This is a genomic window from Streptomyces sp. JK94 (assembly GCF_053613315.1).
On sequence record NZ_JBSICH010000005.1, the window covers coordinates 44,977 to 68,916 of the forward strand.

Annotated in this window: 21 protein-coding genes and 2 tRNA genes; 8 read left to right on the top strand and 15 right to left on the bottom strand. The window is 71.9% G+C overall.

The genetic code is table 11. The features are described from left to right. Positions 1–239: 239 nt before the first annotated feature. From def to ACVV2G_RS04635, 8 genes are all read right to left on the bottom strand, one after another. Entirely contained in the window at positions 240–890 is a 651-nt protein-coding gene (gene def / locus ACVV2G_RS04600; RefSeq protein ID WP_453841275.1) for a peptide deformylase, read from the bottom strand. A gap of 149 nt (positions 891–1,039) precedes the next feature. Beyond that, positions 1,040–2,020, bottom strand: coding sequence for a tetratricopeptide repeat protein (locus ACVV2G_RS04605; RefSeq protein WP_453841276.1), 981 nt, complete (start codon positions 2,018–2,020; stop codon positions 1,040–1,042). A 305-nt stretch (positions 2,021–2,325) separates the two neighbouring features. After that, positions 2,326–3,606: an HD-GYP domain-containing protein gene (locus ACVV2G_RS04610; RefSeq protein ID WP_453841277.1), complete on the bottom strand. Its 1,281-nt coding sequence runs from the start codon at positions 3,604–3,606 to the stop codon at positions 2,326–2,328. 130 nt (positions 3,607–3,736) lie between these two features. Continuing rightward, complete coding sequence (locus ACVV2G_RS04615; RefSeq protein WP_453841278.1) at positions 3,737–5,074, bottom strand: HD-GYP domain-containing protein; 1,338 nt, start codon at positions 5,072–5,074, stop codon at positions 3,737–3,739. A gap of 148 nt (positions 5,075–5,222) precedes the next feature. Beyond that, on the bottom strand, positions 5,223–5,540 hold the full coding sequence (gene rsrA, locus ACVV2G_RS04620; protein WP_453841279.1) for a mycothiol system anti-sigma-R factor: 318 nt from the start codon (positions 5,538–5,540) through the stop codon (positions 5,223–5,225). Next, on the bottom strand, positions 5,537–6,220 hold the full coding sequence (gene sigR, locus ACVV2G_RS04625; protein WP_121749131.1) for an RNA polymerase sigma factor SigR: 684 nt from the start codon (positions 6,218–6,220) through the stop codon (positions 5,537–5,539). The genes rsrA and sigR overlap by 4 nt, the downstream gene beginning before the upstream one ends. A gap of 257 nt (positions 6,221–6,477) precedes the next feature. Continuing rightward, positions 6,478–7,131 (bottom strand): alpha/beta hydrolase family protein, encoded by a 654-nt coding sequence (locus ACVV2G_RS04630; protein WP_453841280.1) that lies wholly within the window; start codon positions 7,129–7,131, stop codon positions 6,478–6,480. A 1-nt stretch (position 7,132) separates the two neighbouring features. Then, positions 7,133–7,948 (bottom strand): SOS response-associated peptidase, encoded by an 816-nt coding sequence (locus ACVV2G_RS04635; RefSeq protein WP_453841281.1) that lies wholly within the window; start codon positions 7,946–7,948, stop codon positions 7,133–7,135. 104 nt (positions 7,949–8,052) lie between these two features. Here ACVV2G_RS04635 and ACVV2G_RS04640 point away from each other — a divergent pair, with 104 nt between their 5' ends. From ACVV2G_RS04640 to ACVV2G_RS04655, 4 genes are all read left to right on the top strand, one after another. Continuing rightward, positions 8,053–8,775 carry a M50 family metallopeptidase gene (locus ACVV2G_RS04640; RefSeq protein ID WP_453841282.1) on the top strand — a complete coding sequence of 241 codons (723 nt, stop codon included), beginning with the start codon at positions 8,053–8,055 and terminating at the stop codon, positions 8,773–8,775. A gap of 156 nt (positions 8,776–8,931) precedes the next feature. Then, positions 8,932–10,248, top strand: coding sequence for a 3-phosphoshikimate 1-carboxyvinyltransferase (gene aroA / locus ACVV2G_RS04645; RefSeq protein ID WP_453841283.1), 1,317 nt, complete (start codon positions 8,932–8,934; stop codon positions 10,246–10,248). Between the two features lie 12 nt (positions 10,249–10,260). After that, positions 10,261–11,274 carry a ribosome small subunit-dependent GTPase A gene (gene rsgA / locus ACVV2G_RS04650; protein WP_453841284.1) on the top strand — a complete coding sequence of 338 codons (1,014 nt, stop codon included), beginning with the start codon at positions 10,261–10,263 and terminating at the stop codon, positions 11,272–11,274. A gap of 120 nt (positions 11,275–11,394) precedes the next feature. Beyond that, positions 11,395–11,718, top strand: a complete 324-nt coding sequence (locus ACVV2G_RS04655) for a DMT family transporter (RefSeq protein WP_121749126.1) — start codon at positions 11,395–11,397, stop codon at positions 11,716–11,718. A gap of 75 nt (positions 11,719–11,793) precedes the next feature. On the opposite strand, the gene ACVV2G_RS04660 is transcribed toward ACVV2G_RS04655, so the two are convergent. Beyond that, on the bottom strand, positions 11,794–12,408 hold the full coding sequence (locus ACVV2G_RS04660) for a TetR/AcrR family transcriptional regulator (protein WP_453841319.1): 615 nt from the start codon (positions 12,406–12,408) through the stop codon (positions 11,794–11,796). A gap of 433 nt (positions 12,409–12,841) precedes the next feature. On the opposite strand from ACVV2G_RS04660, the gene hisN reads away from it, so the two are divergent. Both hisN and ACVV2G_RS04670 read left to right on the top strand, forming a co-directional pair. Beyond that, a complete protein-coding gene (gene hisN / locus ACVV2G_RS04665; protein WP_453841285.1) occupies positions 12,842–13,642 on the top strand; it encodes a histidinol-phosphatase in 801 nt (266 codons plus the stop codon). A gap of 154 nt (positions 13,643–13,796) precedes the next feature. Beyond that, complete coding sequence (locus tag ACVV2G_RS04670) at positions 13,797–14,204, top strand: CBS domain-containing protein (protein ID WP_453841320.1); 408 nt, start codon at positions 13,797–13,799, stop codon at positions 14,202–14,204. 136 nt (positions 14,205–14,340) lie between these two features. Here ACVV2G_RS04670 and ACVV2G_RS04675 read toward each other — a convergent pair whose 3' ends face one another. Continuing rightward, positions 14,341–15,792 carry a catalase gene (locus ACVV2G_RS04675; protein WP_453841286.1) on the bottom strand — a complete coding sequence of 484 codons (1,452 nt, stop codon included), beginning with the start codon at positions 15,790–15,792 and terminating at the stop codon, positions 14,341–14,343. Between the two features lie 144 nt (positions 15,793–15,936). Here ACVV2G_RS04675 and ACVV2G_RS04680 point away from each other — a divergent pair, with 144 nt between their 5' ends. Further along, positions 15,937–16,353 (top strand): Fur family transcriptional regulator, encoded by a 417-nt coding sequence (locus tag ACVV2G_RS04680; protein ID WP_453841287.1) that lies wholly within the window; start codon positions 15,937–15,939, stop codon positions 16,351–16,353. 127 nt (positions 16,354–16,480) lie between these two features. On the opposite strand, the gene ACVV2G_RS04685 is transcribed toward ACVV2G_RS04680, so the two are convergent. The 4 genes from ACVV2G_RS04685 to ACVV2G_RS04700 form a co-directional block, all read right to left on the bottom strand. Continuing rightward, positions 16,481–16,554, bottom strand: a tRNA-Met gene (locus ACVV2G_RS04685). A 218-nt stretch (positions 16,555–16,772) separates the two neighbouring features. After that, the gene (locus tag ACVV2G_RS04690; protein ID WP_453841288.1) at positions 16,773–18,602 is read right to left on the bottom strand and encodes a tetratricopeptide repeat protein; all 1,830 of its coding nucleotides are present in this window, start codon (positions 18,600–18,602) and stop codon (positions 16,773–16,775) included. A gap of 239 nt (positions 18,603–18,841) precedes the next feature. Beyond that, a tRNA-Met gene (locus tag ACVV2G_RS04695) sits at positions 18,842–18,915 on the bottom strand. Positions 18,916–19,079: 164 nt separating this feature from the next. Then, the gene (locus tag ACVV2G_RS04700) at positions 19,080–22,064 is read right to left on the bottom strand and encodes a UPF0182 family membrane protein (protein ID WP_453841321.1); all 2,985 of its coding nucleotides are present in this window, start codon (positions 22,062–22,064) and stop codon (positions 19,080–19,082) included. Between the two features lie 164 nt (positions 22,065–22,228). Between ACVV2G_RS04700 and ACVV2G_RS04705 the strand changes: the two genes are divergently transcribed. Continuing rightward, positions 22,229–22,771: a PPA1309 family protein gene (locus ACVV2G_RS04705; protein WP_453841289.1), complete on the top strand. Its 543-nt coding sequence runs from the start codon at positions 22,229–22,231 to the stop codon at positions 22,769–22,771. 55 nt (positions 22,772–22,826) lie between these two features. Here the strand turns inward: ACVV2G_RS04705 and ACVV2G_RS04710 are convergent, their stop codons facing one another. Beyond that, complete coding sequence (locus ACVV2G_RS04710; protein ID WP_453841290.1) at positions 22,827–23,921, bottom strand: YlbL family protein; 1,095 nt, start codon at positions 23,919–23,921, stop codon at positions 22,827–22,829. Positions 23,922–23,940 lie beyond the last annotated feature (19 nt).

Here is a 23,940-nt window from a genome sequence, read left to right on the forward strand (position 1 = left end):
CCTCTCAGCCGCCGGTGGGCGCACCCCTCTCGCTGAGCGGGGTGTGCGCCGTTGCGTATCCCCGCACTTCCCATTCAGCACCACAACTGACCCCTGTGGGAACGGATTTGCTCCATTCACTCCCTCCGGCGCCGGGATTCTCCTGATGTGTGGCAGGTTCCGGCAGACGAACGGCGCCTGCTCGGGGGAGACCCGAACAGGCGCCGTGCGCACGGAGAGGGGTGGCCGGTGAGGCGGTGTCAGTCGTTGGCGACCACGGGGTAGCGCGGCTCGTTCTCGGCCATCTGCCGCAGCGCGTCCTTGCGTTCTCGCTTGGAGAGCCGGTCGATGTACAGGTATCCGTAGAGGTGGTCCGTCTCGTGCTGCAAACACCGTGCGAAGTAGCCGGTGCCGCGCACCCTGACCGGGTTGCCCTTCTCATCCTGCCCGGTCACCTCGGCGTAGTCGGGGCGGGCGAGCGGCGCGTAGGCGGTCGGGACGGACAGGCAGCCTTCGTTGCTGTCGTCCAGCCGGCGCCGCTCGGCGGGCAGTTCGACGAGTGTCGGGTTGCAGACCACGCCGACGTGGCGGACGCCCTCGTCGTCGGGGCAGTCGTAGACGAAGACCTTCCGGGCGACGCCGATCTGGTTGGCGGCGAGGCCCACGCCCTCGGCGGTGCGCTGGCTGGCGAACATGTCCGCGACCAGCTGCTGGAACTCCTCGCCGAAGTCGGTGACATCCTCGCACTCCTTGTGCAGCACCGGATTGCCGACCACCGTGATCGGACGCGAGGTGCCGCGTTCCCGCCAGGCGGTCTCGCGCTCCTCGCACTCCTCGGTGTCGACGACGAATCCCTCGTCGTCGACGGGGAGCACGCCCGCGTGCTGCTGATCGGTGTCCTGCTGCGCCATGACCGACGTGTGCCTTCCTGGATAAAACCGGGGGTGATGCCTGATACAGGGTACGGGGATCGCGCTCCGCGGGGGTGCGGGACCGTGTCCGTGCGCGGCTCCGCCGCCCGGGCGCGGCCGGCCGCGACGGTCGGCGGCACGGGGACGGCTCAGCAGACCTCTTCCAGATCCCGCCAGTCACGTGAGTCCGGGCTGTCCGCGACCCAGCCGTCCAGCAGCCCTCGTACCAGCGCGGCGGGCGCGGCCACCCCGCACTCCCGCTCCGGTACCCACAGCTGCCCGTCGGTGCGGTGGCCCAGGGGCCCCGGATGGCCCGGTTCGCTGTGGTCGTGCGGGTCGAGGTGCTCGCCCTCGCCCTCGTCGGACGGCATCCGCGACTCCGAGCACATCCGGCACAGCAGCCGGACCGACGACGACCAGTCCTCGGCGGCGAAACCGGCGTCGGCGGCGAGCTGCTCCAGGGCGTCCCGGTCGGACTCGGTGGCGGCCTCCAGGAGGACCACCCAGGTGGGCACGGGCGACGGCGCCCACAGCTCGATCTCGTCGAAGACGGGGTAGGCGTGCCCGGCGGTGGTGGTCCGCTCCCCGTGCGGCACACCGTCGTGCAGGACCACCTCGCCCCAGCGCCGGCCGGAGGACGGCAGCGGAATGGACAGCACCTCCATGCGGGCGGGGTCCAGCCGCCGCCCCCAGACGACCTCGGCCTCCCCTTCCGGGGACAGCCGTACGGCCGCGCTGCCGAGTTCCATGCCGAGCGGCTCGCCTGCGTCCGTCGCGTGCCCGGGGGTGCGCAGCCCGTAGGCCTGCCAGGCCCGGCGGGCCAGCGGCCAGTCCTGCAGGGCGGTCGCGGCGATGCCGACGTTCCACCAGTCGGGCGCACCGACGTCCCGGTCGAGCAGCGCGACGGCCCTCAGGCCGGCCGCCCTGGCCTGCTCCCAGTCGTGGCGGAACTTGTGCAGCAGGGCGAGGTTGAACCAGGACTCGGACAGCCAGGGTTCCAGGTCGGCGGCGCGCGTCAGCAGCGCGCCCGCATCCTCGTACCGACCGTCGCCGATCAGGGTGAACGCCCGGTCGGTGGCCTGCCGCCAGGAGGCGGAGGGCCGGTGTCGTCCCTTGCCGAAGATCCTCACGATTCCCGCCTGCCAGTTCCGTTCAGTGGGCTGGCTGTGCCTTCCCGCGCCCCCGGACACCTTCTCCTTCGCATCCAACCACGTGCGGCCACGAGGTCGCTCATTACCCATGGGTTACCCCGTCGCGGGCGCGGTAAGACTGCCCATCCGCTACCCGTCGCGGGCGCGGTGAGGCTGTCCATCCGCCTCTCGTCGCGGGCGCGGTAAGACTGCCCATCCACCTCCCGTCGCGGGCGCGGTAGGACTGCCCGCCCGTCTCCCGTCGCGGGCACGATCGGACTGCCCACCCGTCTCCCGTCCCGCCCTCAGCCGGGACACTCGCGCGCCGCCCCGCCCTGCCGGGAGAGCACCCGGGCCAGGGCCTCCACGACGTCGGGAGCGTAGTCGTCCGCGACGGCCAGGCGCAGCTCCTCCAGTGCCGTGAGGCCGCCGCCGGGTCCGGCGTCCCGTGTCTTCTCCTCGTAGGCGTTGACGGCCCGCACGATCCGCGCGGCGACCGGCTGCTCCCGGCAGGGGTCGGCCTGTCGCTCCACCACCACCGCGACCGCCGCGTCGACCCCGGTCCGGCGGACGACGGCCCCGCCGAGCAGCGCGATCCGCCGCTGATCCGCGGCGGGCAGGCAGGCGGTGGCTCCGGCCGGTACCGGGTCGACCAGGCTCAGCTGGCCGATGTCGTGCATGAGGGCGGCGTACTCCAGCACGGTCAGCTCGGCCCCGGACAATCCCAGGTCCCGCCCGACGGCGCGGCTGAGTTCGGCGACGCGACGGGCGTGCCCGACCGGGGTGTACCCGGCGATCTCGGTGGCCCGGGCCAGGCAGGCGATGGTCTGCCGGTAGGTGGCCCGCACGGCCGCGTACCGCCGGTAGGACAGCTGGGTGAGGAGCAGCGGTACGCAGAAGACGGGGAGCGCCCACAGTCCCGCGACGGCCACCGCGAGGGCCATCACCGCCCCGGTCGCGCACACCGCGGACGTGATGCCGACCATGCCGCGCAGCTCCTCGCGCAGCAGCGGCCCGAGGGGCCACCCGGTGCGCGCGTGCGCGGGCACCGCGGCGAGCAGGGCGTCGCACAGCGCGGTCAGGGCCAGCAGCGCGATCAGCAGCAGCGCGTGGGCGGGGCCGCTCCAGTCGCGGAAGGCGCCCTGGTTGGACAGCGGCTGGAAGCACACGGCGGCGAAGGCGACGGTGAGCACGCGCCGCGCCAGGTGGTCCAGCACGGGTCCGCCGCCGCGCGCGATGTGGGGCACGCTGCCGAGCAGCGAGGCGGCGAGCACGACGGTGACGGTCTGGCCGACCCCGTGCTGCGTGGGCCGTCCGGCGACGTCCCCGAGCAGCGCGTACGCCATCGCCCCGGCGGCCCCGAGCGGCGCCGCCTCCCGGGCTCCGGTCCCGGTCCACCGGGTCAGCTCGCCGAGGGCGACGAGTGCGCCGAAGGCGAGCGCGACGGGCCGTTCCACCGGCCCCGACCACAGCACGGACGCGAGAGCGGCCAGCGCGAGCAGCCCGGCGCACGCGGGAACCAGGAGGTGCCCCGCCGCGGGCTGGGGCCGGTAGGGGGACAGGGCGCCGTACGGAGACGCCGTCATGATCCGCCCCCGCCGCCGGGTGCGGGCGGGTCACCACCGGCAGCACCGGCAGCACCGGCAGCACCGGCAGCAGGCTGCCCCCGGGCCGTCGCCCTCCGGCGGGCGCCCCCGCTCGTCGTCCCCGCCCTCCTCATCGCGGTGCCCCTCTCCCGACGCTGTCCCGCGCCCCCTCGCCCCGGCCCGGCACCACGCCCGCGGGGAGGGCCGGCGTGCCGTCCGCCGTCACCGCCGGGCGCCAGCCGTGCCGGCCCAGGGCCCGGACCAGCGCCCCGACCATCCGCGGGTCGAACTGGGCCCCCGCGCACCGCTGGAGTTCCTCGACCGCCGCCGCGACGGGACGGGCCCGGCGGTAGGAGCGTGTGGACGTCATCGCGTCGAAGGCGTCGGCGACCGCCACCACCCGCGCCGACTCGGGGATCCGGTCGCCCGTCAGGCCGTACGGGTAGCCGCTGCCGTCCAGCCGTTCATGGTGGTGGAGGACGGCGGCCCGGGCCTCTCCCAGGAAGCGGATGCCGCGCACCATCTCGTGCCCGTACTCGGGGTGCAGCTCGATCACCCGGCGCTCCTCGGGCGTCAGCGGCCCGTCCTTGCGCAGCAGCCGGGTGGGCACGCCGAGTTTGCCCACGTCGTGCAGGATGCCGGCGAACCGGAGCGTCTCGACGCGTTCGTCGTCCATGCCCAGCTCGCGGGCGATCATCATCGAGGCCTGGCCGACGCGCTCGCTGTGCCCGCGCGTGTAGCCGTCCTTGATGTCGACGGCCTGCACCAGGGCGCGGATCGTCGCCTGGTGGGCGGCCCGCTCCCGGTGGTACTGGGCGAACGCCCACCACGCCACGCACATCGGCAGCAGCACGAGCAGCGCGGCGACGGCCCCGTACGGGCTGCGCCACAGGACGGCCATCATGAGGCCGGCGAGCCCGTGCACGGCGATCGGCGCCAGCGACCGGGAGAACAGCCCGCGCCAGGCCCGCCCCGCGGGCACCCGGTCCGCCAGCACCGCGATACCGCCGTCCAGTACGGTCAGCACCAGGCAGAACGCCAGCACCGCGGCCCCCGCCGGTACGAGCACGTACGGGAAGTCGGGCGCGACGACCGCGTCCCACCCGCCGCACTCCCCGTGCACCCGCGCGGCGGCCCACACGGCGAGCATCAGCTGCGCGGCCCGCCAGAGGCGTCGCAGCACGAAGGGCCGCTGCGCCACCGGGGACAGCAGGGCCCCGGGCAGCGCCACGAGCGCGGCGGCGGGCGGCGGCAGCAGGAAGGCCCCGGCGAGCAGGACGGGGTAACAGGTCCCGACGAAACAGGAGCGGGCGGAGCGGGCGACCAGCTCCGAGCCCGCGTACAGCGCGGCGAGCAGCGACACCGCCCACCAGGGCGTGTCCACGTCCGGCAGGGGGCGCAGACAGGCCAGGGCGGCGAGGACCACACCGGCGACGTACGCCCGTGCCCGTGCCGGTACGGCGTCCATGAGCCCCTCCCCCGGCCATGCCTGTCAGGCTCCGGAGCCTAGGACGGCGGCAGGGGGAACGCGGGCGGACAACCCGAGGATTAGCACGTACGAGTGACGTGACCGGTGACGTGCCGCGTCACGTGCGGGTGCGGCCCGGGGAACCGCCTCAGGACTCCTGGGGATGCGGAGCCGGCGGCGCGGCGGTGACGTCGTGCTGGGGCACGGACTGCCCGGAGCGGATCAGGTCGATCCGTCCCATCACCTTGGACCGCAGGTCACCCGGCACGTCGTCCTGTCCGCAGCACCGCTTGACCAGCTTCTTCACCGCCTGCTCCAGCCCGTACTTCTCCAGGCAGGGCGAACACTCCTCGAAGTGGTGCTCGAACTTCACGCAGTCCGAGTCCGGCATCTCCCGGTCGAGGAACTCGTAGAGATGATCGAGGATTTCGCTGCAATCCGTCTCGTGCGGCTCTCCGCAGCTCATGACCCCGAGCCTTTCGCTTCGTTCGACTCTCCGGCGCCGGCCGGGACCAGACCACGGTCGCGGGCGTAGTCCTCCAGCATGCCGCGCAGCTGACGGCGCCCACGGTGCAACCGGGACATCACCGTACCGATGGGTGTCCCCATGATGTCGGCGATCTCCTTGTAGGCGAAGCCCTCGACGTCCGCCAGGTACACGGCGATGCGGAACTCCTCGGGAATCGCCTGCAGCGCCTGCTTCACGTCCGAGTCGGGCAGGTGGTCGAGCGCCTGCGACTCCGCGGAGCGCAGACCCGTCGACATGTGCGACTCGGCGCGCGCGAGCTGCCAGTCCTCGATCTCCTCGGCCGCACTGCGCTGAGGTTCGCGCTGCTTCTTGCGGTACGAGTTGATGAAGGTGTTGGTGAGGATGCGGTACAGCCACGCCTTGAGGTTGGTGCCCTCGCGGAACTGGTGGAAGGACGCGTACGCCTTGGCGTAGGTCTCCTGCACCAGGTCCTCGGCGTCGGCCGGATTACGCGTCATGCGCAGCGCGGCCGAGTACATCTGGTCGAGGAACTCCAGCGCGTCCCGCTCGAAGCGCGCGCTGCGCTCCGCGGTCGACTCCGCGCCCGCGCCCCGGCCCTCGGGCTGCTCCGCCTGGCCGTGTTCGGTCCCTGCGTCGGTCCCAGTGACCGGACCCACCTCCTCCAGTGACGTCGCGAGGCCGAGACCGGCCCCACTCGAATCGGAGGATAGACGACGATCCGGTCCGCCCGCCGCCCGAATGGGGGCGGTCTTCGCCGCGTGCAGCACCGTCCAGTCCAGGTCGGCGCGGCTGCTGCGACTCGGGCAGAAGGCTGAAGCCATGCGGCGGACTTCCTCTCGTACGGCGTCGGTGCTGATTCTCAGCAACGTATGTCCGCGACAACAGTGGTCCCGTGCCGGTCATTCCCAGGCCGTCACCCGAGTGAGCCGACCCACTCCGCGACCCCCTCGGTGATCACTTCGAGGGCCCGTTCCTGGGTGGTCTCCGCCCGCTTGGGCACGGCGAAGCCGTGGTCGCCGTACGCCACCTCGATCAGGTCGTACGTCCCCTCGGGGGCCTCGGGGAACTCCTCCGGTCCGCCGAAGGGGTCGTTGCCGCCCTGTACGACGAGGGTCGGCACGCCGGCCCCGAGCAGTTCCTCCGCGCGCGACTTCTCCGGCCTGCCCGGCGGGTGCAGCGGGAAGCTCAGGGCGAGGACGGCGCGGGCGCCCAGTGCGGCGGCGGTACGGCAGGCGACGCGGGCCCCGGCGCTCCGGCCGCCCGAGACCACCGGCAGCCCCGGCGCGGCCAGCGCGGGCCACACGCCCCGCCAGCCGGCGTCCAGGGTCTTCGGCGCGGGCGCGAGTTTCCTGCCGGCCACCCGCCAGGGCTGTTCGACGAGGGCGACGGTCACTCCGTGCGCGGGCAGCACGGCCGCCAGTGCCCTCAGGTCTCGGGCCTCGATGCCACCGCCGGCACCGTGGCCCAGGCCCAGCACGAGGCGGGGCTCCTTCGCCGGGTGCCAGGTGAGGCGGGCGGGGCCCGCGTCCGTGCCGACGGTCTCGGTGTGCGTGTTCTCGCTGGTCACGTCAGAAGAGTGTGCCCTCTTCCGGTCCCTCCAGCTCCTTCAGGAGCTCCGGGCCGTTGTTGCGGACGTTGCTGACGGCCGTGGTGACGGGGAACGCCCGCATCAGTCCGGCGGGCGGCGGCGCCAGCAGGGCGGACAGCTCGTCGGGGTCCGTGCGCGCCGGGTCGAGCCAGTCGTCCCACCGGTCCGGCGTCAGCATCAGCGGCATCCTCGGGTGGATGTCGGCCAGGGCGCGCGGTCCGTCGTCCGGGGCGGCCGCGAGCGGCGTGGTCTCCGCCTCCGTGGTGATCACCGAGCACGTCACCCACCAGGCCCGCGGGTGGTCGTCCGGCAGTGTCCTGTCCCGCCAGAACTCGTACAGCCCCGCCATGGCGAACACGGACCCGTCGGCCGGGGTCACGAAGTACGGCTGCTTGCGGGGCCGCTTCCTGCGCCCCTCCACCTCCAGGTCGCGCTCCTGTGCGCCGGTGACCCATTCGTAGTAGCCGTCGGCGGGCAGGATGCAGCGCCGGGTGGCGAAGGCCCGCCGGTAGGACGGCTTCTCGTGGACGGTCTCCGCGCGCGCGTTGATCATGCGGGCGGCGCCCTCGGGCGTCTTGGACCAGGAGGGGACGAGACCCCACTTCAGCGTCCGCAGCTGGCGAACCGGCTTCGGGTCCCCGGCGTCCTTCAGGGGACGGTCGAGGACGGCGTAGACCTCCTTGGTCGGGGCCACGTTGTAGTCGGGCTCCAGGGTTTCCCCGGGTTCCCACTTCTCGATCTCAAAGGTTCCCGCGAGATCCTCGGGTCGACGACTCGCCGCATACCGTCCGCACATACGTGCCACACTGCCAGGCCCGCCCGTCTCCCGGCCACCACCCGCCGACGAGGCGCACGGCACCACAACCCGCTCAACCGCACCACGAGGAGCCCTCACCGCACATGGACCACCTCGCATCGGCCTCGCTCGCCTCCCTCTGGGACGAGGTCTCCGGCACCCAGCCCCACCCCGACCTGTGGGTGGTGATCGCGACTCTGGCGGCCGCGCTCGCCGTCGTCGTGCCGCACGGGTTGTGGCGGATAGCGCGCAACGCGGTCACCATCGCCCACGAGGGCGGCCACGGGCTCGTGGCGCTGCTGACCGGGCGGACGCTGACTGGCATCACCCTGCACTCGGACACCAGCGGCCTGACCGTCAGCCGCGGCAAGCCGCACGGGCTCGGCATGATCCTCACCGCGGTCGCCGGCTACACCGCTCCCCCGCTGCTCGGCCTCGGCGGTGCCGCGCTGCTGGCCTCGGGGCGCATCACCCTGCTGCTGTGGCTGGCGACGGCGCTGCTCGTCGCCCTGCTGGTGATGGTGCGCAACGCCTACGGGGTGCTGACGGTGGTGCTCACCGGCGCCACGTTCGTCCTGGTGTCGTGGCTCACCGGTCCGCAGGTGCAGGCGGCGTTCGCGTACGCGGTGGTGTGGTTCCTGCTGTTCGGCGGGGTGCGGCCGGCCTTCGAGCTGCAGGCCAAGCGGGCGCGGGGCGGCGCCGGCGACTCGGACGCGGACCAGCTGGCCCGGCTGACCCACGCGCCGGCCGGGGTGTGGTTCTTCCTGTTCCACGCGGTGTCGCTGTGCTCGCTGATCGGCGGGGCGCGCTGGCTGCTGGAGCTGTAGCGGGAGGCGGCCTCCCGCAACTACCGGAAGTCCCGCATATATGCATGGCACATGGCGGCGGGGATATGCACCGTCCCCACCCTCACGCGCTTTCGGTCAGGTTTCGCCGCTTTTGATCAAGATCTCCGGTCGTCGTCAGCCATTAAAGTGGGGCCCATGACGCTGAACCCCGCGCACACCGCCCTCTGGCCCGCCCCGCACGCGAGCGGAGCCATCGACGCGACCGTCCACGTGCCCGGGTCCAAATCGGTCACCAACCGCGCCCTGGTGCTGGCCGCCCTGGCCTCCGAGCCCGGCTGGCTGCGCCGTCCGCTGCGTTCGCGGGACACCCTGCTGATGGCCGGTGCCCTGCGCGCGATGGGCGTCGAGATCGAGGAGGGCGTCGGGCCGGACGGGACCGGCGAGTTCTGGCGGGTCATCCCGGCGGGCCTGCGCGGCCCGGCCACGGTCGACGTCGGCAACGCCGGCACGGTCATGCGCTTCCTGCCGCCGGTCGCCACGCTCGCCGACGGCGCGATCCGCTTCGACGGCGACCCGCGCGCCTACGAGCGTCCCCTGCACGGCGTGATCGACGCGTTGCGCGCCCTCGGCGCCCGCATCGACGACGACGCGCGGGGAGCGCTCCCGATGACCGTGCACGGCGGCGGGGCGCTGGAGGGCGGCGCGGTCGAGATCGACGCGTCGTCGTCCTCTCAGTTCGTCAGCGCCCTGCTGCTGTCCGGCCCGCGCTTCAACCAGGGCGTCGAGGTCCGCCACACCGGCTCGGCGCTGCCGTCCATGCCGCACATCCGCATGACCGTCGACATGCTGCGCGCGGTCGGCGCCCAGGTCGACACCCCGGAGTCCGGCGGCGAGCCGAACGTCTGGCGGGTCACGCCGGGCGCGCTGCTCGGCCGGGACCTGACGATCGAGCCGGACCTCTCCAACGCGCAGCCGTTCCTGGCGGCGGCGCTGGTGACCGGCGGCAGGGTCGTGATCCCCGACTGGCCGTCCCGCACCACCCAGCCCGGTGACCGGCTGCGCCAGATCTTCACCGAGATGGGCGGCAGCTGCGAACTGACCGACTACGGGCTCGTCTTCACCGGGTCGGGCGCCGTGCACGGCATCGACGTGGACCTCGGCGAGGTCGGCGAGCTGACCCCGGGCATCGCGGCCGTCGCCGCCCTCGCGGACTCCCCCTCGACCCTGCGGGGGGTCGCGCACCTGCGTCTGCACGAGACGGACCGCCTGGCCGCGCTCACCAAGGAGATCAACGAACTCGGCGGTGACGTCACCGAGACCGCCGACGGCCTGCACATCCGGCCCCGCCGGCTGCACGGCGGGGTCTTCCACACCTACGAGGACCACCGCATGGCCACGGCCGGCGCCGTCATCGGCCTCGGAGTCGAGGGCGTGGAGATCGAGAACGTGGCGACGACGGCCAAGACCCTGCCCGATTTCCCCAACCTGTGGACCGGGATGCTCGGGGCGTAGGGACGGTTCGCCATGCGCCGCTACGGCAAGCACACCGACGAGGACGACATCCGCTCCCGGCCCAACCGCAAGGGCAACCGGCCGCGCACCCACACGCGGCCCAAACACGAGGACGCCGCCGAGGGCCTGGTACTCACCGTGGACCGGGGCAGGCTGACCTGCCTCGTCGGGGACCGGGTCGTCATGGCGATGAAGGCCCGCGAACTGGGCCGCAAGGCCGCGATCGTCGGCGACCGGGTGGCACTGGTCGGTGACATGTCCGGCAAGAAGGACACGCTCGCCCGCATCGTCCGCATCGAGGAGCGCACCTCCGTCCTGCGCCGGACCGCGGACGACGACGACCCGTACGAGCGCGTCGTCGTCGCCAACGCCGACCAGCTCGCCATCGTCACCGCCCTCGCCGACCCCGAGCCGCGCCCCCGCCTGATCGACCGCTGCCTGGTCGCGGCGTTCGACGGCGGCCTCACCCCGCTGCTGGTGATGACCAAGTCCGACCTCGCGCCACCCGACGAACTCCTGGAGCTGTACGGCGCGTTGGACATCCCGTACGTCGTCACCAGCCGCGAGGGACTGGAGAACGGCGCCGCGGCCGACCTCGTCCGGGAGCACCTGGACGGCAGGATCACGGCCTTCGTCGGCCACTCCGGTGTCGGCAAGACGACCCTCGTCAACACGCTGGTGCCCGAGGACCGCCGTCGCGTGACGGGCCACGTGAACGCGGTGACGGGCCGCGGCCGGCACACCACGACCTCGGCCCTCGCCCTGCCGCTGTCCTCCGCGGCGGGCGGCTGGGTCGTCGACACCCCGGGCGTACGGTCGTTCGGGCTGGCGCACATCGACCCGTCCCGAGTGATCAACGCCTTCCCCGACCTGGTGCCCGGCACGGAGGGCTGCCCCCGCGCGTGCAGCCACGACGAGCCCGACTGCGCGCTGGACGCGTGGGTCGCCGACGGACACGCCGACCCCGCCCGGCTGTACTCCCTGCGCCGGCTGCTCTCGACCCGGGAGCGGAAGGAAGGCGACTGACCTTCGCGTTGTTTGGCGTGCCGTGGGACCGGTAAGTGCATAATCGCACCAAGCCGGATCCAAGCCCGAGCAACGCCGGACACAGCGGTCACGGTACGTGGGGACACGGGAGGACATGACATGGCGTGGCTGCTGGTCATAGTGGCCGGAGTGCTCGAAACCGGCTTCGCCGTCTGTCTGAAGCTGTCGCACGGCTTCACCCGGCTCTGGCCCACCATCGCCTTCTGCGTGTTCGCGCTGGGCAGTTTCGGCCTGCTGACCCTGGCCCTGAAGAAGCTGGACGTCGGACCCGCGTACGCGGTGTGGACCGGCATCGGCGCGGCCGGCACCGCCATCTACGGCATGGTCTTCCTCGGCGACCTGGTCTCGACCCTGAAGATCGTCTCGATCAGCTTCGTCATCATCGGCGTGATCGGGCTCCAGCTGTCCGGCTCGGCACACTGACCCGTCTCCCGCTGTCCGGCTCGGCACACAGACCCGTCTCCCGCTGTCCGGCTCGGCACACAGACCCGTCTCCCGCTACGCCGTCGACGGACGCGGCAGCGCGGTGCGTACGAGGTCCGCGACCCCTCCCTCGTCGAGCGGCGCCGCGACGCAGGACAGCGCGATCCGTACGGCCAGCTCGCAGCGGCGGGCCAACTCTCCGGTGCCCGGCGGCGGGGGCGGGTCCACGCCGTTCAGGACGGCGACGGCACGGTCGCGGACGAGGGCGACGAAGTCGCCGGGCGAGGGCAGCGGACCGTCGGCCCGGCGCTGGGCCGGCACGGCGGAGACGGACGGCACCGCCGCCAGGGGCGGGGCCGGCAGCCGCTCGCTCCAGCAGCCGGTGAGCAGGGCCCGTACCAGGGCGTTGTCGCGCGCGGCGGACGCGGTCCACTCGGCGGTGGCGGCGAGCCGTTCACGCAGGTCGCCCGGCCCGCCGGACAGCGCGCTCTCGACACCGGCCAGATACCGGTCCGCCTCCCTGCGGACGAGGGCCCTCGCAAGCCCGTCCTTGCTCCCGAACTCGTTGTACAGCGTCTGCCGGGACACCCCGGCGGCCGCCGCCACGTCCACCATCCGCACGGCGGACCAGGACCGGCGCGCCAGCGCCGCACCGGCGGCATCGAGCAGGGACTCCCGGGCTGCGGGCATCATCGCCTCCCTCGGGGCGAGCGACTCGGTGCCCAGATTTGACCGGTATGGGAGCACTGTCAAGGGTCCTCGCACCGCATGCGTACACCGGCGGACGGCCGAGCCGCGGCAGGGGTGGACGGGCGCGGCTCCGGGGCGGCGGGGTGGCGGGCGGCGGGGGGCGCCCTCCCAGCGCAGCCCAGCCCGGCCCGGCCCGCCATGCCCCGCGCCGCCCCGCGCGAGCGGAGGAAGGCATCCCGCCGGGTCGCGCCCAGCCGGACGGCCGGGGCGCACCCCCGCCCCGCCCGGCACCGGCGCGCCCTCTCCCGAGCAACGGGGGAACCTCAGACCCGGGCCGTGGGACCACCCCGACACCACCGCCGCCCCCACCGACCGCCCGCCCCGCGAAATACCCTGGTGGCCCCGTCCCGTCCCCGGCGGATACCGTGAACGCATGCCGGACTACCTCGACGACCTCCGCCTCGCCCACGTCCTCGCTGACGCCGCCGACGCTGCGACGATGGACCGCTTCAAGGCCCTCGACCTGAAGGTCGAGACAAAGCCGGACATGACCCCGGTGAGCGAGGCGGACAAGGCCGCCGAGGAACTCATCCGCGGCCACCTCGCCCGCGCCCGCCCCCGCGACTCGGTCCACGGGGAGGAGTTCGGCGCGGCCGGCACCGGCCCCCGGCGCTGGATCGTCGACCCGATCGACGGCACCAAGAACTACGTGCGCGGCGTCCCCGTCTGGGCCACGCTCATCGCCCTCACGGAAGCCTCGGAAGGCGGCTACCAGCCCGTCGTCGGTCTCGTCTCGGCCCCGGCCCTCGGCCGCCGCTGGTGGGCCGTCAAAGACCACGGCGCCTTCACCGGCCGCAGCCTGACCTCGGCCTCCCGGCTCCAGGTCTCCCAGGTCTCCGCGCTCTCCGACGCCTCCTTCGCGTACTCCTCGCTCAGCGGCTGGGAGGAACAGGGCCGGCTGGACGGCTTCCTGGACCTGACCCGCGAGGTGTGGCGCACGCGCGCGTACGGCGACTTCTGGCCGTACATGATGGTCGCCGAGGGATCGGTCGACCTCTGCGCCGAGCCGGAGCTGTCCCTCTGGGACATGGCGGCGAACGCGATCATCGTCACGGAGGCCGGCGGCACCTTCACCGGCCTCGACGGCCGTCCCGGCCCGCACAGCGGCAACGCGGCGGCGTCCAACGGCCGACTCCACGACGAGCTGCTCGGTTACCTCAACCAGCGCTACTGAACACCCCCCGGCGCGCCCTCCACGCCCCGCCCCGCGTCCCTCGCGCCCTCTTGTTGACTCGTGCTTTACCTGCCACTCTCGGAGGGTCCCCCACTTGTGAACGTGTGAATCCATGAACCAACTCATGGATCACCGGCAGGAGGTGGCTCCACCCATGCTCGTCCGCGAAGCCATGAGCACGGTCGTCCTCACCATCGGCCCCGCCCACACCCTCCGCCAGGCCGCCGCACTGATGTCCGCGCGCCGCGTCGGCGCGGCCGTGGTGCACGACCCCGACGCCGGCGGCATCGGCATTCTGACGGAACGCGACGTCCTGGTCTCCGTGGGTCTGGGCCAGGACCCGGACACCGAACGCGCCCACGCCCACACCACCACCGACGTCGTGTTCGCCACCCCGTCCTGGACCGTGGAGGAGGCCGCCCGGGCGATGGTGCACGGCGGCTTCCGCCACCTCATCGTCCTGGACCGCGGCGAGCCCGCGGGCATCGTCTCGGTCCGCGACATCATCCGCTGCTGGACGCCGGCGCGACCGCGGCACGAGGCACCGGTGGTGACCGCCTGACGTGAACCGGCGGCGACCGCCCGACGTGACACCGGCGGCGGGCCGCCCAAGGTGGCCGCGCGACCACGACGAACGGGCCGGACCCCCGTTCCCGGGGATCCGGCCCGCCGATCCGACAAGCGGTCCAGTGCTGGAATCAGCCGCGCAGGGCCTGGACCGCGGCCTCCAGCCGCTTGCCGAAGTCACCGTCGGCCTGACGGAAGTTGTTGATCGCGCGCTCGACGATGTCCTCGCGCGAGACCTGGGAGATGCCGCCCGCCAGGTTGGCGACCAGGCGCTCCTTCTCCTCCTCCGACATCAGGCGGTAGAGGTTGCCCGCCTGGACGAAGTCGTTGTCCTCGGCGTGCACCGGCGCCTCGGTGTTGCCGGTGACGCCGGTGAGAGCCACCGGCTGCCACAGCGCCCGGTCCGTCTGGAACGGGCCGCCGAAGCTGTTCGGCTCGTAGTTCTTCGCGGCGCCGTGGCGGCCGTCGTACAGGAAGCCGTCGCGGGAGTGGGTGCGCGCCTCGGTGGCGTGCGGGCGGTTCACCGGCAGGTGGTCGGCGTTGATGCCGACGCGGTAGCGGTGGGCGTCGCCGTACGCGAAGAGGCGGCCCTGCAGCATCTTGTCCGGGGACGGGCCGATGCCGGGCACGAAGTGCGCCGGAGAGAAGATCGACTGCTCGACCTCGGCGAAGACGTTCTGCGGGTTGCGGTTCAGCTCCAGCTTGCCGAACCAGACGATCGGGTAGTCCGCGTGCGGCCACACCTTGGTCAGGTCGAACGGGTTGAAGCGGTAGGTCGCCGCGTCGGCCACCGGCATGACCTGCACACCGACCGTCCAGGACGGGAACTCGCCGCGTTCGATGGCCTCCCGCAGGTCGCGCTGGTGGGAGTCGGGGTCCTCACCGGCGAGCTTGGCGGCCTCCTCGGCGGTCAGGTTCTTGATGCCCTGGTCCGTCTTGAAGTGGTACTTCACCCAGAAGGCCTCGCCGGCCTCGTTGTTCCACTGGTAGGTGTGCGAACCGAAGCCGTCCATGTGGCGGTACGAGGCGGGGATGCCGCGGTCGCCGTGCAGCCAGGTCACCTGGTGCGTCGACTCCGGCGACAGGCTCCAGAAGTCCCAGACGTTGTCCGCCTCCTGGCTGCCCGTGTACGGGTCGCGCTTCTGGGTGTGGATGAAGTCGGGGAACTTGATGGCGTCCTTGATGAAGAACACCGGGGTGTTGTTGCCGACGAGGTCGTAGTTGCCCTCTTCGGTGTAGAACTTCAGCGCGAAGCCACGCGGGTCACGGACGGCGTCCGCCGCGCCCAGGTTGCCGGCCACGGTCGAGAAGCGGAGGAAGGTCTCCGTCTCCTTGCCGACCTCGGACAGGAACGCGGCGCGCGTGTACCGGGTGACATCGGCGGTGACCGTGAAGGTGCCGTAGGCGCCGGCACCACGGGCGTGCACGACGCGCTCCGGGATGCGCTCACGGTTGAAGTGGGCCAGCTTCTCCAGAAGGAGCTGGTCCTGGACGAGCACGGGGCCGCCGGCACCCGCGGTCTCGCTGTTCTGGTTGTCGGCTACCGGAGCACCGGCCTCCGTAGTAAGCGGTCCCTGAGTCACGTACGCCTCCTGCGCCAATCCTGCAAAATCTGTCCCTTGGCTAATGCCGAGCCTGATCCTACAATAGACATTGTCTAAGTCAAGTAAGACTCCAAAGTCACACACGTTCGGGACCTGGTTCCCCTTGCTGTTAGGCTGGCCTCTATGAGTGACCTATTGGAACGGCTGCGTGGACGCGGATGGCGCATGACCGCGCAGCGACGCGTGGTGGCCGAGGTCCTCGACGGCGAACACGTCCACATGACGGCCGACGAGGTGCACGCCCGAGCCGTGGACAAGCTGCCCGAGATCTCCCGGGCGACCGTCTACAACACCCTGGGCGAACTGGTCCTGCTGGGTGAGGTGCTCGAGGTCGCGACGGACAAGCGCGCCAAGCGGTACGACCCGAACGCGCACCGGCCCCACCACCACCTGGTCTGTGCCCAGTGCGGCGCGATCCGCGACGTCCACCCGATCGGCAACCCGATGGCCGACCTCCCCGACTCGGAGCGCTTCGGCTTCACCGTCTCGGACGTCGAGGTGACGTACCGCGGCACCTGTCCGAACTGCGCGGCCGTGTAAGCCCCGCCGTCGCACGAGTGAGCCCCGGCATCCGTGGATGCCGGGGCTCACTCGTGCGACGGCCGCATGCCGCGCCCCAACGCACCGAGGGCCGGAACCCTTTCGGATTCCGGCCCTCGGCCTTCAGTAGCGGGGACAGGATTTGAACCTGCGACCTCTGGGTTATGAGCCCAGCGAGCTACCGAGCTGCTCCACCCCGCGGCGATGAATGGAACATTACGTCAACCCCGCGACCAGAAGCAAATTGCCTGACCTTCCCGTGGCCGCAGGCCACCGAGCTGCGGGCAGTCGCGCCTCCCCCACCCGCTCCACGCCCCGCCGGCGCCGGCCCTCTCACCCGAGCCCGGCGTCGTACATCACGCGTCACACGTCACACGTCAGGGCGTACGGGTCACGCGCCGCACCTCGCGCCTCGCGCCTCACGCCGACAGCTCCTGCCGCAGCGCGTCCCGCAACCGGGCCGCCCGCTCCGCCACCTCCCGCGGACCCAGCGACACGGCCTGGTCGGCCCACCGCTGCCCCTCGGCCAGCTCCCCCCGCCGCGCACAGACCAACGCCAGCCGCAACGCCGCCCTGCCGTGCCCCGCCTCGGCCGCACGGCGCCACCACACGACGGCCTCCGGCTCGCTCCCCTCCCGCGCCAGCAGCAGCCCCAGGTTGAACGCACCGTTGCGGGACCCGGCCTCGGCCGCCTCCCGGTACCACCGCGCCGCCTCCACCACGTCGCCCCGCGCCGCGGCCAGCATCCCGACCCGCACCTGGGCGCGCCGGTGCCCCTGGGAAGCCGCCCGCTCGTACCACTCCTCGCACTCGGACTTCTCGTGCGCCGGTTCCCCCAGCTCGTGGGCGGGCGCGGGTGGCCGGCGGGCGTCGAGCACCGTCGCCAGGCGGTAGGCGGCCTCCGCGCTGCCGCCCCCCGCCGCGCACCGCAGGAACCGCTCGGCGTCGCGTTCGTCCCCGCCGCGCAGGCGCGCCATCCCGACCTGCAGGGCCGCCTCCGTGTGCCCGGCGGCGGCGGCCCGCTCGTACCAGCGCAGGGCCGCGCCCTCCTCGTTCCGCCCGGCGTGCAGGATGCCGAGGTTGAAGGCGGCGTCCACGCTGCCCGCCTCGGCGGCCTTGGAGAACCACGGCTCGGCACCGGTCTCGTCCCCGCCGCGCAGCAGCAGGATCGCCAGCGCGTTGGAGGCCTCCCGGTGTCCGGCGTACGCGGCCCTCCGGTACCACTGTTCGGCCTGCGAGGTGCGTCCCTGTTCGGCGCAGAGCAGGCCGAGGTTGTACGCCCCGTTGTCGTCACCGGCGTCCATCGCGGCGCGGTACCAGCGCTCGGCGGTCTGTGTCTCACCGCGCTCGGCGTGCAGCGCGCCCAGTGCGTTGGCGGCGTTGCCGTCGCCGTCCTGGGCGGCCCGCAGCCACCACACGGCGGCGCTCTCCGTGTCTCCGGCGTCGCGCAGCAGGAAGCCGAGCGCGCAGGCCGCGCGGGCCTCACCGTCCTTGGCGGACGTGAGATACCAGCGGCCGGCCTCCTTGAGCTCGCCGCGCTTCTCCAGGATCGTCCCGAGATGCAGGGCGGCTCGCCGGTGGCCGCGTGCGGCGGCCTGCCGGTACCACTGCTCGGCCGCCGGGGCGGCCGGCGCGTCGCCGGATTCCCGGTCCGGCCCGGCGCCGCGCCGGTCCGGCCCGGCGCCGCGGTCCAGGGCCCGGGCCAGCCGGTAGGCGGCCTCCCGGTGTCCGCGCTCGGCCGCGGCCCGCATCCACCGCTGGGAACCAGCGCCGTCACCGCGGTGTTCCAGGAGGTCGGCGAGCGCGTAGGCACCCAGCACATGGCCCTGTTCGGCGGACTGGCACAGCCAGTACTCGGCGGCGGGCTCGTCCCCGCGCTCGCGGAAGTGCCGCCCCAGCGCGTGCGCGGCCGCCGCGGACCCGGCGACGGCGGCGACCCGCCACCACCCGGCGGCCTCGTCGGCGTATCCACGCTGGTGCAGCAGGACGCCCAGGTTGTTGGCGGCGGCTCGGTCACCGGCTGCGGTGGCGGCACGCAGATGGGACTCGGCGCCGTCGAAGTCGCCGCGGCGCAGCAGCATCGCGCCGAGGACACTCATCGCCTCGACGTCACCGGCGTCGGCGGCGATCCGCCGGCGTACTTCCTCGGCGGCCTCGTCGGCGACTTCCTGAGCCTCGTCCGCGGTCTCCTCCTGACCTGACGGCTGGGCAAAACGCCCTGTCCCGAACAGATTTGCCATGTCCCCCATAACGTCCATCGTCGCACCACCTGCAACCTGGGTACATCCGGTATACCGCAGCCAGTGAGGTCACTTCAGCGTTTTGTCGACATGCCCACAGGGAGACAAGTCAAACACGGAACCGCCCAACTCCCCTTGACGGCGCGGCCGTCGACCCCCTCGGCACATGCGTTCACACATCACGAAGGCCCGGATTCCTTGTGGAATCCGGGCCTTCGTGGTCGTTCGCACGTAGCTCACGACTTCAGTAGCGGGGACAGGATTTGAACCTGCGACCTCTGGGTTATGAGCCCAGCGAGCTACCGAGCTGCTCCACCCCGCGCCGTTGTGTTCACTACCGTATCACGGCGCGGGGTGGGCTCTGACCAGCTCGAACGACCAGGTCCGGGGCCGGCTCGGGGCCGGCTCGGGGCCGGCTCGGGGCCGGCTCGGGGCCGGCTCGGGGCCGGCTCGGGGCCGGCTCGGGGCCGGCTCGGGACAGCGCGGTCAGCCGCTGGCCGAGTCCTCGCCGGCGTCACCGGACGGGGACGAGCTCGGGTCGGCCTCGCCGCCCGACCCCTCGTCGCCGCTCTTGTCGTCCCCGTTCTTGTCACCGGCGCTCTGGTCGGCCTTGGCCTGTGCGTCCTCGGCCCGCTGCAGCGCCTCCTCCAGGTCCTTCTGCGCCTCGGCGTACGCGGCCAGGTCCTTCTGCTCCAGGGCCTGCTGGCCGGCCTCGAAGGCCTTCTGCGCATCGCTCAGCGCTTCCCGGACCGTCGGGTTGTCGGACGTCGGTGGCGGATCGGTCGTGTCCTCGCCCTCGTCCGCCGGCGGCTCGGTCTCGGCCGCCTGCGCCCCGAAGACCTTGTTGAGGGCCTCGTCGAGCGTGTCCTCGAAGGCGGTGTTGCCCCCGTAGCTCACCAGCACCTTGCGCAGCAGCGGGTACTTGAGGTCGCCACCGCGTACGTAGACCGGCTCCACGTACAGCAGTCCGCCGTCGAGCGGCACCGTCAGCAGGTTGCCGTACTCGACCTCCGAGTCGCCGCCTCTCAGCAGCCTGATGGACTCGGCGATGTCCTGTTCGGAGTTGAACTGGCTCTGGACCTGTTTGGGTCCGTCGACGGTCGTGCTCGTCGGCAGTTTCAGGATTCTGATCTTGCCGTAGCCCTCCGTCCCCGCTTCGGCGTCGACCGCCATGAAGGCGCTCAGGTTGTCGCGTCCGTTGGGCGTGAAGGTCGTCGTGAGCGAGAACGCCTGTTGCTCCTGGTCGGGCATCCTCATGCTCAGGTAGTACGGCGGTACCGCGTCGCCCGACTTGTTGGTCGGGTCGTCCGGCACCTGCCACACCTCGCTGCCGCTGAGGAACGTGGTCGCGTCCTTCACGTGGTAGCGCGTGAGCAGCTCGCGCTGGACCTTGAACAAGTCCTGCGGGTAGCGCAGATGCGCCATCAGGGAGTCGGAGATCTCGCTCTTGTCCTTCACCGTGTTCGGGAACGCCTTCATCCAGGTCTGCAGGACCGGATCCTCGGTGTCCCACTGGTAGAGCTTGACGTCACCGCTGTACGCGTCGACGGTCGCCTTCACGGAGTTGCGGATGTAGTTGACCTGGTTCTGCTGGGCCACCACCGCGCGCGAGTTGTTGTTGGCGGTCAGCGAGTCGGCGGTGGTGTCGCCGAGCGTCGTACGGGACGCGTACGGATAGCCGTTCGTCGTCGTGTACGCGTCGATGATCCACTGGATACGGCCGTCCACCACCGCCGGGTAGGCGTCACCGTCGATGGTCAGCCACGGGGCGACCGCCTCGACGCGCTGCTTGGGTGTGCGGTTGTACAGGATCCGCGAGCCCTCGCCGATCGCGCCGGAGTAGAGGATCTGCGGTTCGCTGAGCGCCGCCGCGTACGCGGCCCGGTTGACCGGGTTGGACAGGTCGACACCACCGTCGCCCTTGTAGCTGAACGTCTTCTCCCCGGTGTCGTCGGAGTAGTCGATCTCCTTCTGGGGACCGCCGACGATCGAGTACGTGGTGGTCTTCTCGCCGTAGTAGATCCGCTGCTCGTACGAGCCGAGGTCGCCCTCGGACGGCAGGTCGGACTCGGTGAAGACCGGGCGGCCCTCGGAGTCGACCTCGGTGCCCTTGGCCGCGACCACGCCGTAGCCGTGGGTGTAGCGGAAGTGGCTGTTGATCCAGTTCTTCTTCGGGATGCCGGCGAGGTTCAGCTCACGCAGACCGATGACCGTGTCCTGGTCCTTGCCGTCCTTGGCGTAGCGGTCGACGTCCAGGTTGGTCGGGAACGCGTAGTAGTTACGGATCTGCTGGAGCTGCTGGAACGTCGGCGAAATGATGTTCGGGTCCATGATCCGGATGGACGCCGCGCCGTCCGCGTCGTCCCGGAGCTTGGTCTTGTCCTTCGTCTCGCTCTTGCCCGGGTACTCGGCGACCTGGGTGCCCTCGATGCCGTACGCGTCCCGCGTCGCCGTCAGGTTCTTCTCGACGTACGGCGCCTCCTTGGCCTGCTCGTTCGGCTGGACCTGGAACTTCTGGACGAGCGCCGGGTACAGGCCGCCGATGAGGATCGCGGAGAGGACCATCAGGCCGAAGCCGATCAAGGGCAGCTGCCACGTGCGCCGCCAGATCGTGGCGAAGAACAGCAGGGCGCAGATGACCGCGATGCAGAACAGGATCGTCTTGGCCGGCAGATAGGCGTTGGCGTCGACGTACCGCAGACCCGTCCAGTTGTCGGTCGCCTTGAAGTCGCTGGACTTCACCGCCAGCCCGTACCGGTCGAGCCAGTAGGCGACGGCCTTGAGGGCGACGAAAATGCCGATGAGCACCGACAGGTGCCCGGTGGCCGCGGCCGTGGCACGCGCGCCGGGGCTGGTGACGCGCAGCCCGCCGTACAGGTAGTGGGTGAGCGCGGCCGCGATCACCGAGAGGATCACCGCGGCGAAGCCGAAGCCGAGCAGGAACCGGTACCAGGGCAGGTCGAAGGCGAAGAAGGCTACGTCCAGCTTGAACTGGGGGTCCTTCTGGCCGAAGGGCACGCCGTTGACCCACATCAGCCAGGTACGCCACTGACCGGACGCCGAGGCGCCGGCGATCAGGCCGACCAGGGCGGTGACGCCCAGCAGCAGCCACTTCTTGTACGGGGCGATGCCCATCCGGTACCGGTCGAGGTTCTGCTGCTCCATCGACATGGCGCTCAGCGGCGGTCGCAGCCGGTGGGCCAGCCAGATGTTGAACCCGACGGCGAGTGCCATCAGCAGACCGAACACGAAGAACAGCCCGATCTTGGTCCACAGGGTCGTCGTGAACACCGACGAGTAGTGGACCGACCGGTACCAGAGCCAGTCCGTCCAGAATCCCGCGAACATGGTGAACGCCATGCCGAGCACGGCCAGGACACCGAGTGTCATCAGGAGGGTTCGGACACGCCGGGACGGGCGGCCCACTCTGATCCGCGGCCCCGTCGGGGGGCCTCCGCCGCGGTCCGGCATCTGGAAAGCCAAGGTGCGCACCTCGAAGTTCGCTGTCGATTCGTCAGGCCCTCGGGTTCGTGGGCCCCCCGTGCGCCCCCGATATCGCGGGCCCACACATATGCAACTTACTCATCGTTTACTCGGTTCCCGATTCGGGCCAGTAACGAGGCAGGATTGTGACCATGTCCAACACCCCCATGGCAGCGAGCCCCCTCACCCGGGCCGTACTCGAGATCGACGAGTACGTCTCCGGCCTCGGCTGGGACCAGCCCGCACGCCTCTTTGCACTTGTCGACACCTCACGCCTGAGGGCGGACCAGCCCTCGCTCGCGGACCGGCTCGGTCTGCAGGACGAACCGGAGAGCACCGGCCTCACCCCGATCGAGCAGGACGAAATCCCAACGGACCAGCCGCTCGACGAGTTCCTGGGCACCATCGCCTGGCCCGACGCGGTGGTCGGCTGCGCCCTCGCCGTGGAACGCCTGATGCTCCCGCCGTCCGCCGAGGCCCAGGTCCCCGCGGGCCTGAACGAGGCGAAGCTGGCGCAGTGGGTGGCGGAGCACCCGGACCGTCAGGAGGTCCGCATGACGGTCGCGGTCCTGCGCGACGGCGCCCGCGACTCGGCCCTGCGGCTGCGGGAGAAGGACACGGCCACGGAGGTCCTCACGGGCTCCGACCTGGTGCCGGGTCTGGCGCAGGCGCTGACGGCGACCTTCGAGGAGTAGCCCCGCCGGGCGCCGGCGACTCGGACCCGTCACCGTCAGCGCGTGTCCGGCCCCGTCAGCTCTTCGCGCACGTCGGCAGGTCGGCGGTCTTCCCGGAGCGGATGTCCTCGAGCGCGCCGAGGGCGTCGTCGATGGTGCCCACCTTCACGAGGGTGAGCCCGTCGGGGGTGTCCTCGGCGGCGGCCGCGCAGTTCTCGGCGGGCGTCAGGAAGTACGTGGCGCCCTTGCCGCGCGCGCCGATGGTCTTCATCCCGATGCCGCCGATCGGGCCGACCTTGCCGGTGTCGTCGATCGTGCCGGTGCCGGCGACGAACGCGCCGCCGGTGAGGTCGCCCGGGGTGAGCTTGTCGTAGATGCCGAGGGCGAACATCAGGCCGGCGCTCGGGCCGCCGACGTCGGCCAGCTTGATGTCGATGGAGAACGGGAAGGTGTGGTCGGTCCCGGCGGAGATGCCGACGACGGCGCGCTTCTCGCCCTCGTCGTCGGAGGTAGCGGTGGTGACCGTGACCTCCTGGGTGCTGGTCGGCGTCCGGCCCTCCTTCTCCGCGGCGGCCTGCTCGTCGGCGGGCACGATCGTGAAGACGACGTCCTGTCCGGGCTCGTGCTCGGTCACCAGCTCGGCGACGTCCGCGGGCTTCTCGACGTTCGTCCCGTCCACGGCCTTGATCACGTCGCCGGCGTGCAGCCTGCCCTGGGCCGGGGAGTCCTTGACCACCGTGGAGACGACCACCCAGGACGTCACCGGGATGTCGAGTGCCTCCAGGGCGGCGACCTTGGCGCTCTCCTGAGACTGGCTGAACTCCTCGGCGTTCTCCTGGGTGGCCTCCTCCTCCGTCTTGCCCTCCGGGTAGAGCGTCTCGTGCGGCACCACCCGGTTGTCGTGCGCCAGCCAGCCGTAGACCGCCTCCACGAGGTTCATCTTGTAGTCGGCGCTGGTGACCCGGACGGTGGTCATGTTCAGATGCCCGCTCGCCTCGTAGGTCTGGTGTCCGGAGATCTGCAGCACCGGCTCGCCGTCGTGATCGCCCAGGGTGTTCACCGTCGGCCCCGGGGACATCTCCGAGTACGGCACGGGGATGAACACACCCGCGCACAGGAGCGCGATCAGCATCAGGGTGGAGGCGAGCATCGTCGCGGTGCGGCGTGGCATGGCACGACAGTACGGGACG

Bases quoted from the DNA above. Each gene is read 5' to 3' on its own strand.
- ACVV2G_RS04660 (WP_453841319.1), bottom strand. From the start codon at position 12,408: ATGCCCGCAGCCCGGGAGTCCCTGCTCGATGCCGCCGGTGCGGCGCTG.
- ACVV2G_RS04670 (WP_453841320.1), top strand. From the start codon at position 13,797: ATGCTCGTCCGCGAAGCCATGAGCACGGTCGTCCTCACCATCGGCCCC.
- ACVV2G_RS04655 (WP_121749126.1), top strand. From the start codon at position 11,395: ATGGCGTGGCTGCTGGTCATAGTGGCCGGAGTGCTCGAAACCGGCTTC.
- ACVV2G_RS04615 (WP_453841278.1), bottom strand. From the start codon at position 5,074: ATGGACGCCGTACCGGCACGGGCACGGGCGTACGTCGCCGGTGTGGTC.
- ACVV2G_RS04710 (WP_453841290.1), bottom strand. From the start codon at position 23,921: ATGCCACGCCGCACCGCGACGATGCTCGCCTCCACCCTGATGCTGATC.
- ACVV2G_RS04640 (WP_453841282.1), top strand. From the start codon at position 8,053: ATGGACCACCTCGCATCGGCCTCGCTCGCCTCCCTCTGGGACGAGGTC.
- rsrA (WP_453841279.1), bottom strand. From the start codon at position 5,540: ATGAGCTGCGGAGAGCCGCACGAGACGGATTGCAGCGAAATCCTCGAT.
- hisN (WP_453841285.1), top strand. From the start codon at position 12,842: ATGCCGGACTACCTCGACGACCTCCGCCTCGCCCACGTCCTCGCTGAC.
- ACVV2G_RS04705 (WP_453841289.1), top strand. From the start codon at position 22,229: ATGTCCAACACCCCCATGGCAGCGAGCCCCCTCACCCGGGCCGTACTC.
- ACVV2G_RS04680 (WP_453841287.1), top strand. From the start codon at position 15,937: ATGAGTGACCTATTGGAACGGCTGCGTGGACGCGGATGGCGCATGACC.
- ACVV2G_RS04700 (WP_453841321.1), bottom strand. From the start codon at position 22,064: ATGCCGGACCGCGGCGGAGGCCCCCCGACGGGGCCGCGGATCAGAGTG.
- aroA (WP_453841283.1), top strand. From the start codon at position 8,932: ATGACGCTGAACCCCGCGCACACCGCCCTCTGGCCCGCCCCGCACGCG.
- ACVV2G_RS04610 (WP_453841277.1), bottom strand. From the start codon at position 3,606: ATGACGGCGTCTCCGTACGGCGCCCTGTCCCCCTACCGGCCCCAGCCC.
- ACVV2G_RS04690 (WP_453841288.1), bottom strand. From the start codon at position 18,602: ATGGGGGACATGGCAAATCTGTTCGGGACAGGGCGTTTTGCCCAGCCG.
- def (WP_453841275.1), bottom strand. From the start codon at position 890: ATGGCGCAGCAGGACACCGATCAGCAGCACGCGGGCGTGCTCCCCGTC.
- ACVV2G_RS04635 (WP_453841281.1), bottom strand. From the start codon at position 7,948: ATGTGCGGACGGTATGCGGCGAGTCGTCGACCCGAGGATCTCGCGGGA.
- rsgA (WP_453841284.1), top strand. From the start codon at position 10,261: ATGCGCCGCTACGGCAAGCACACCGACGAGGACGACATCCGCTCCCGG.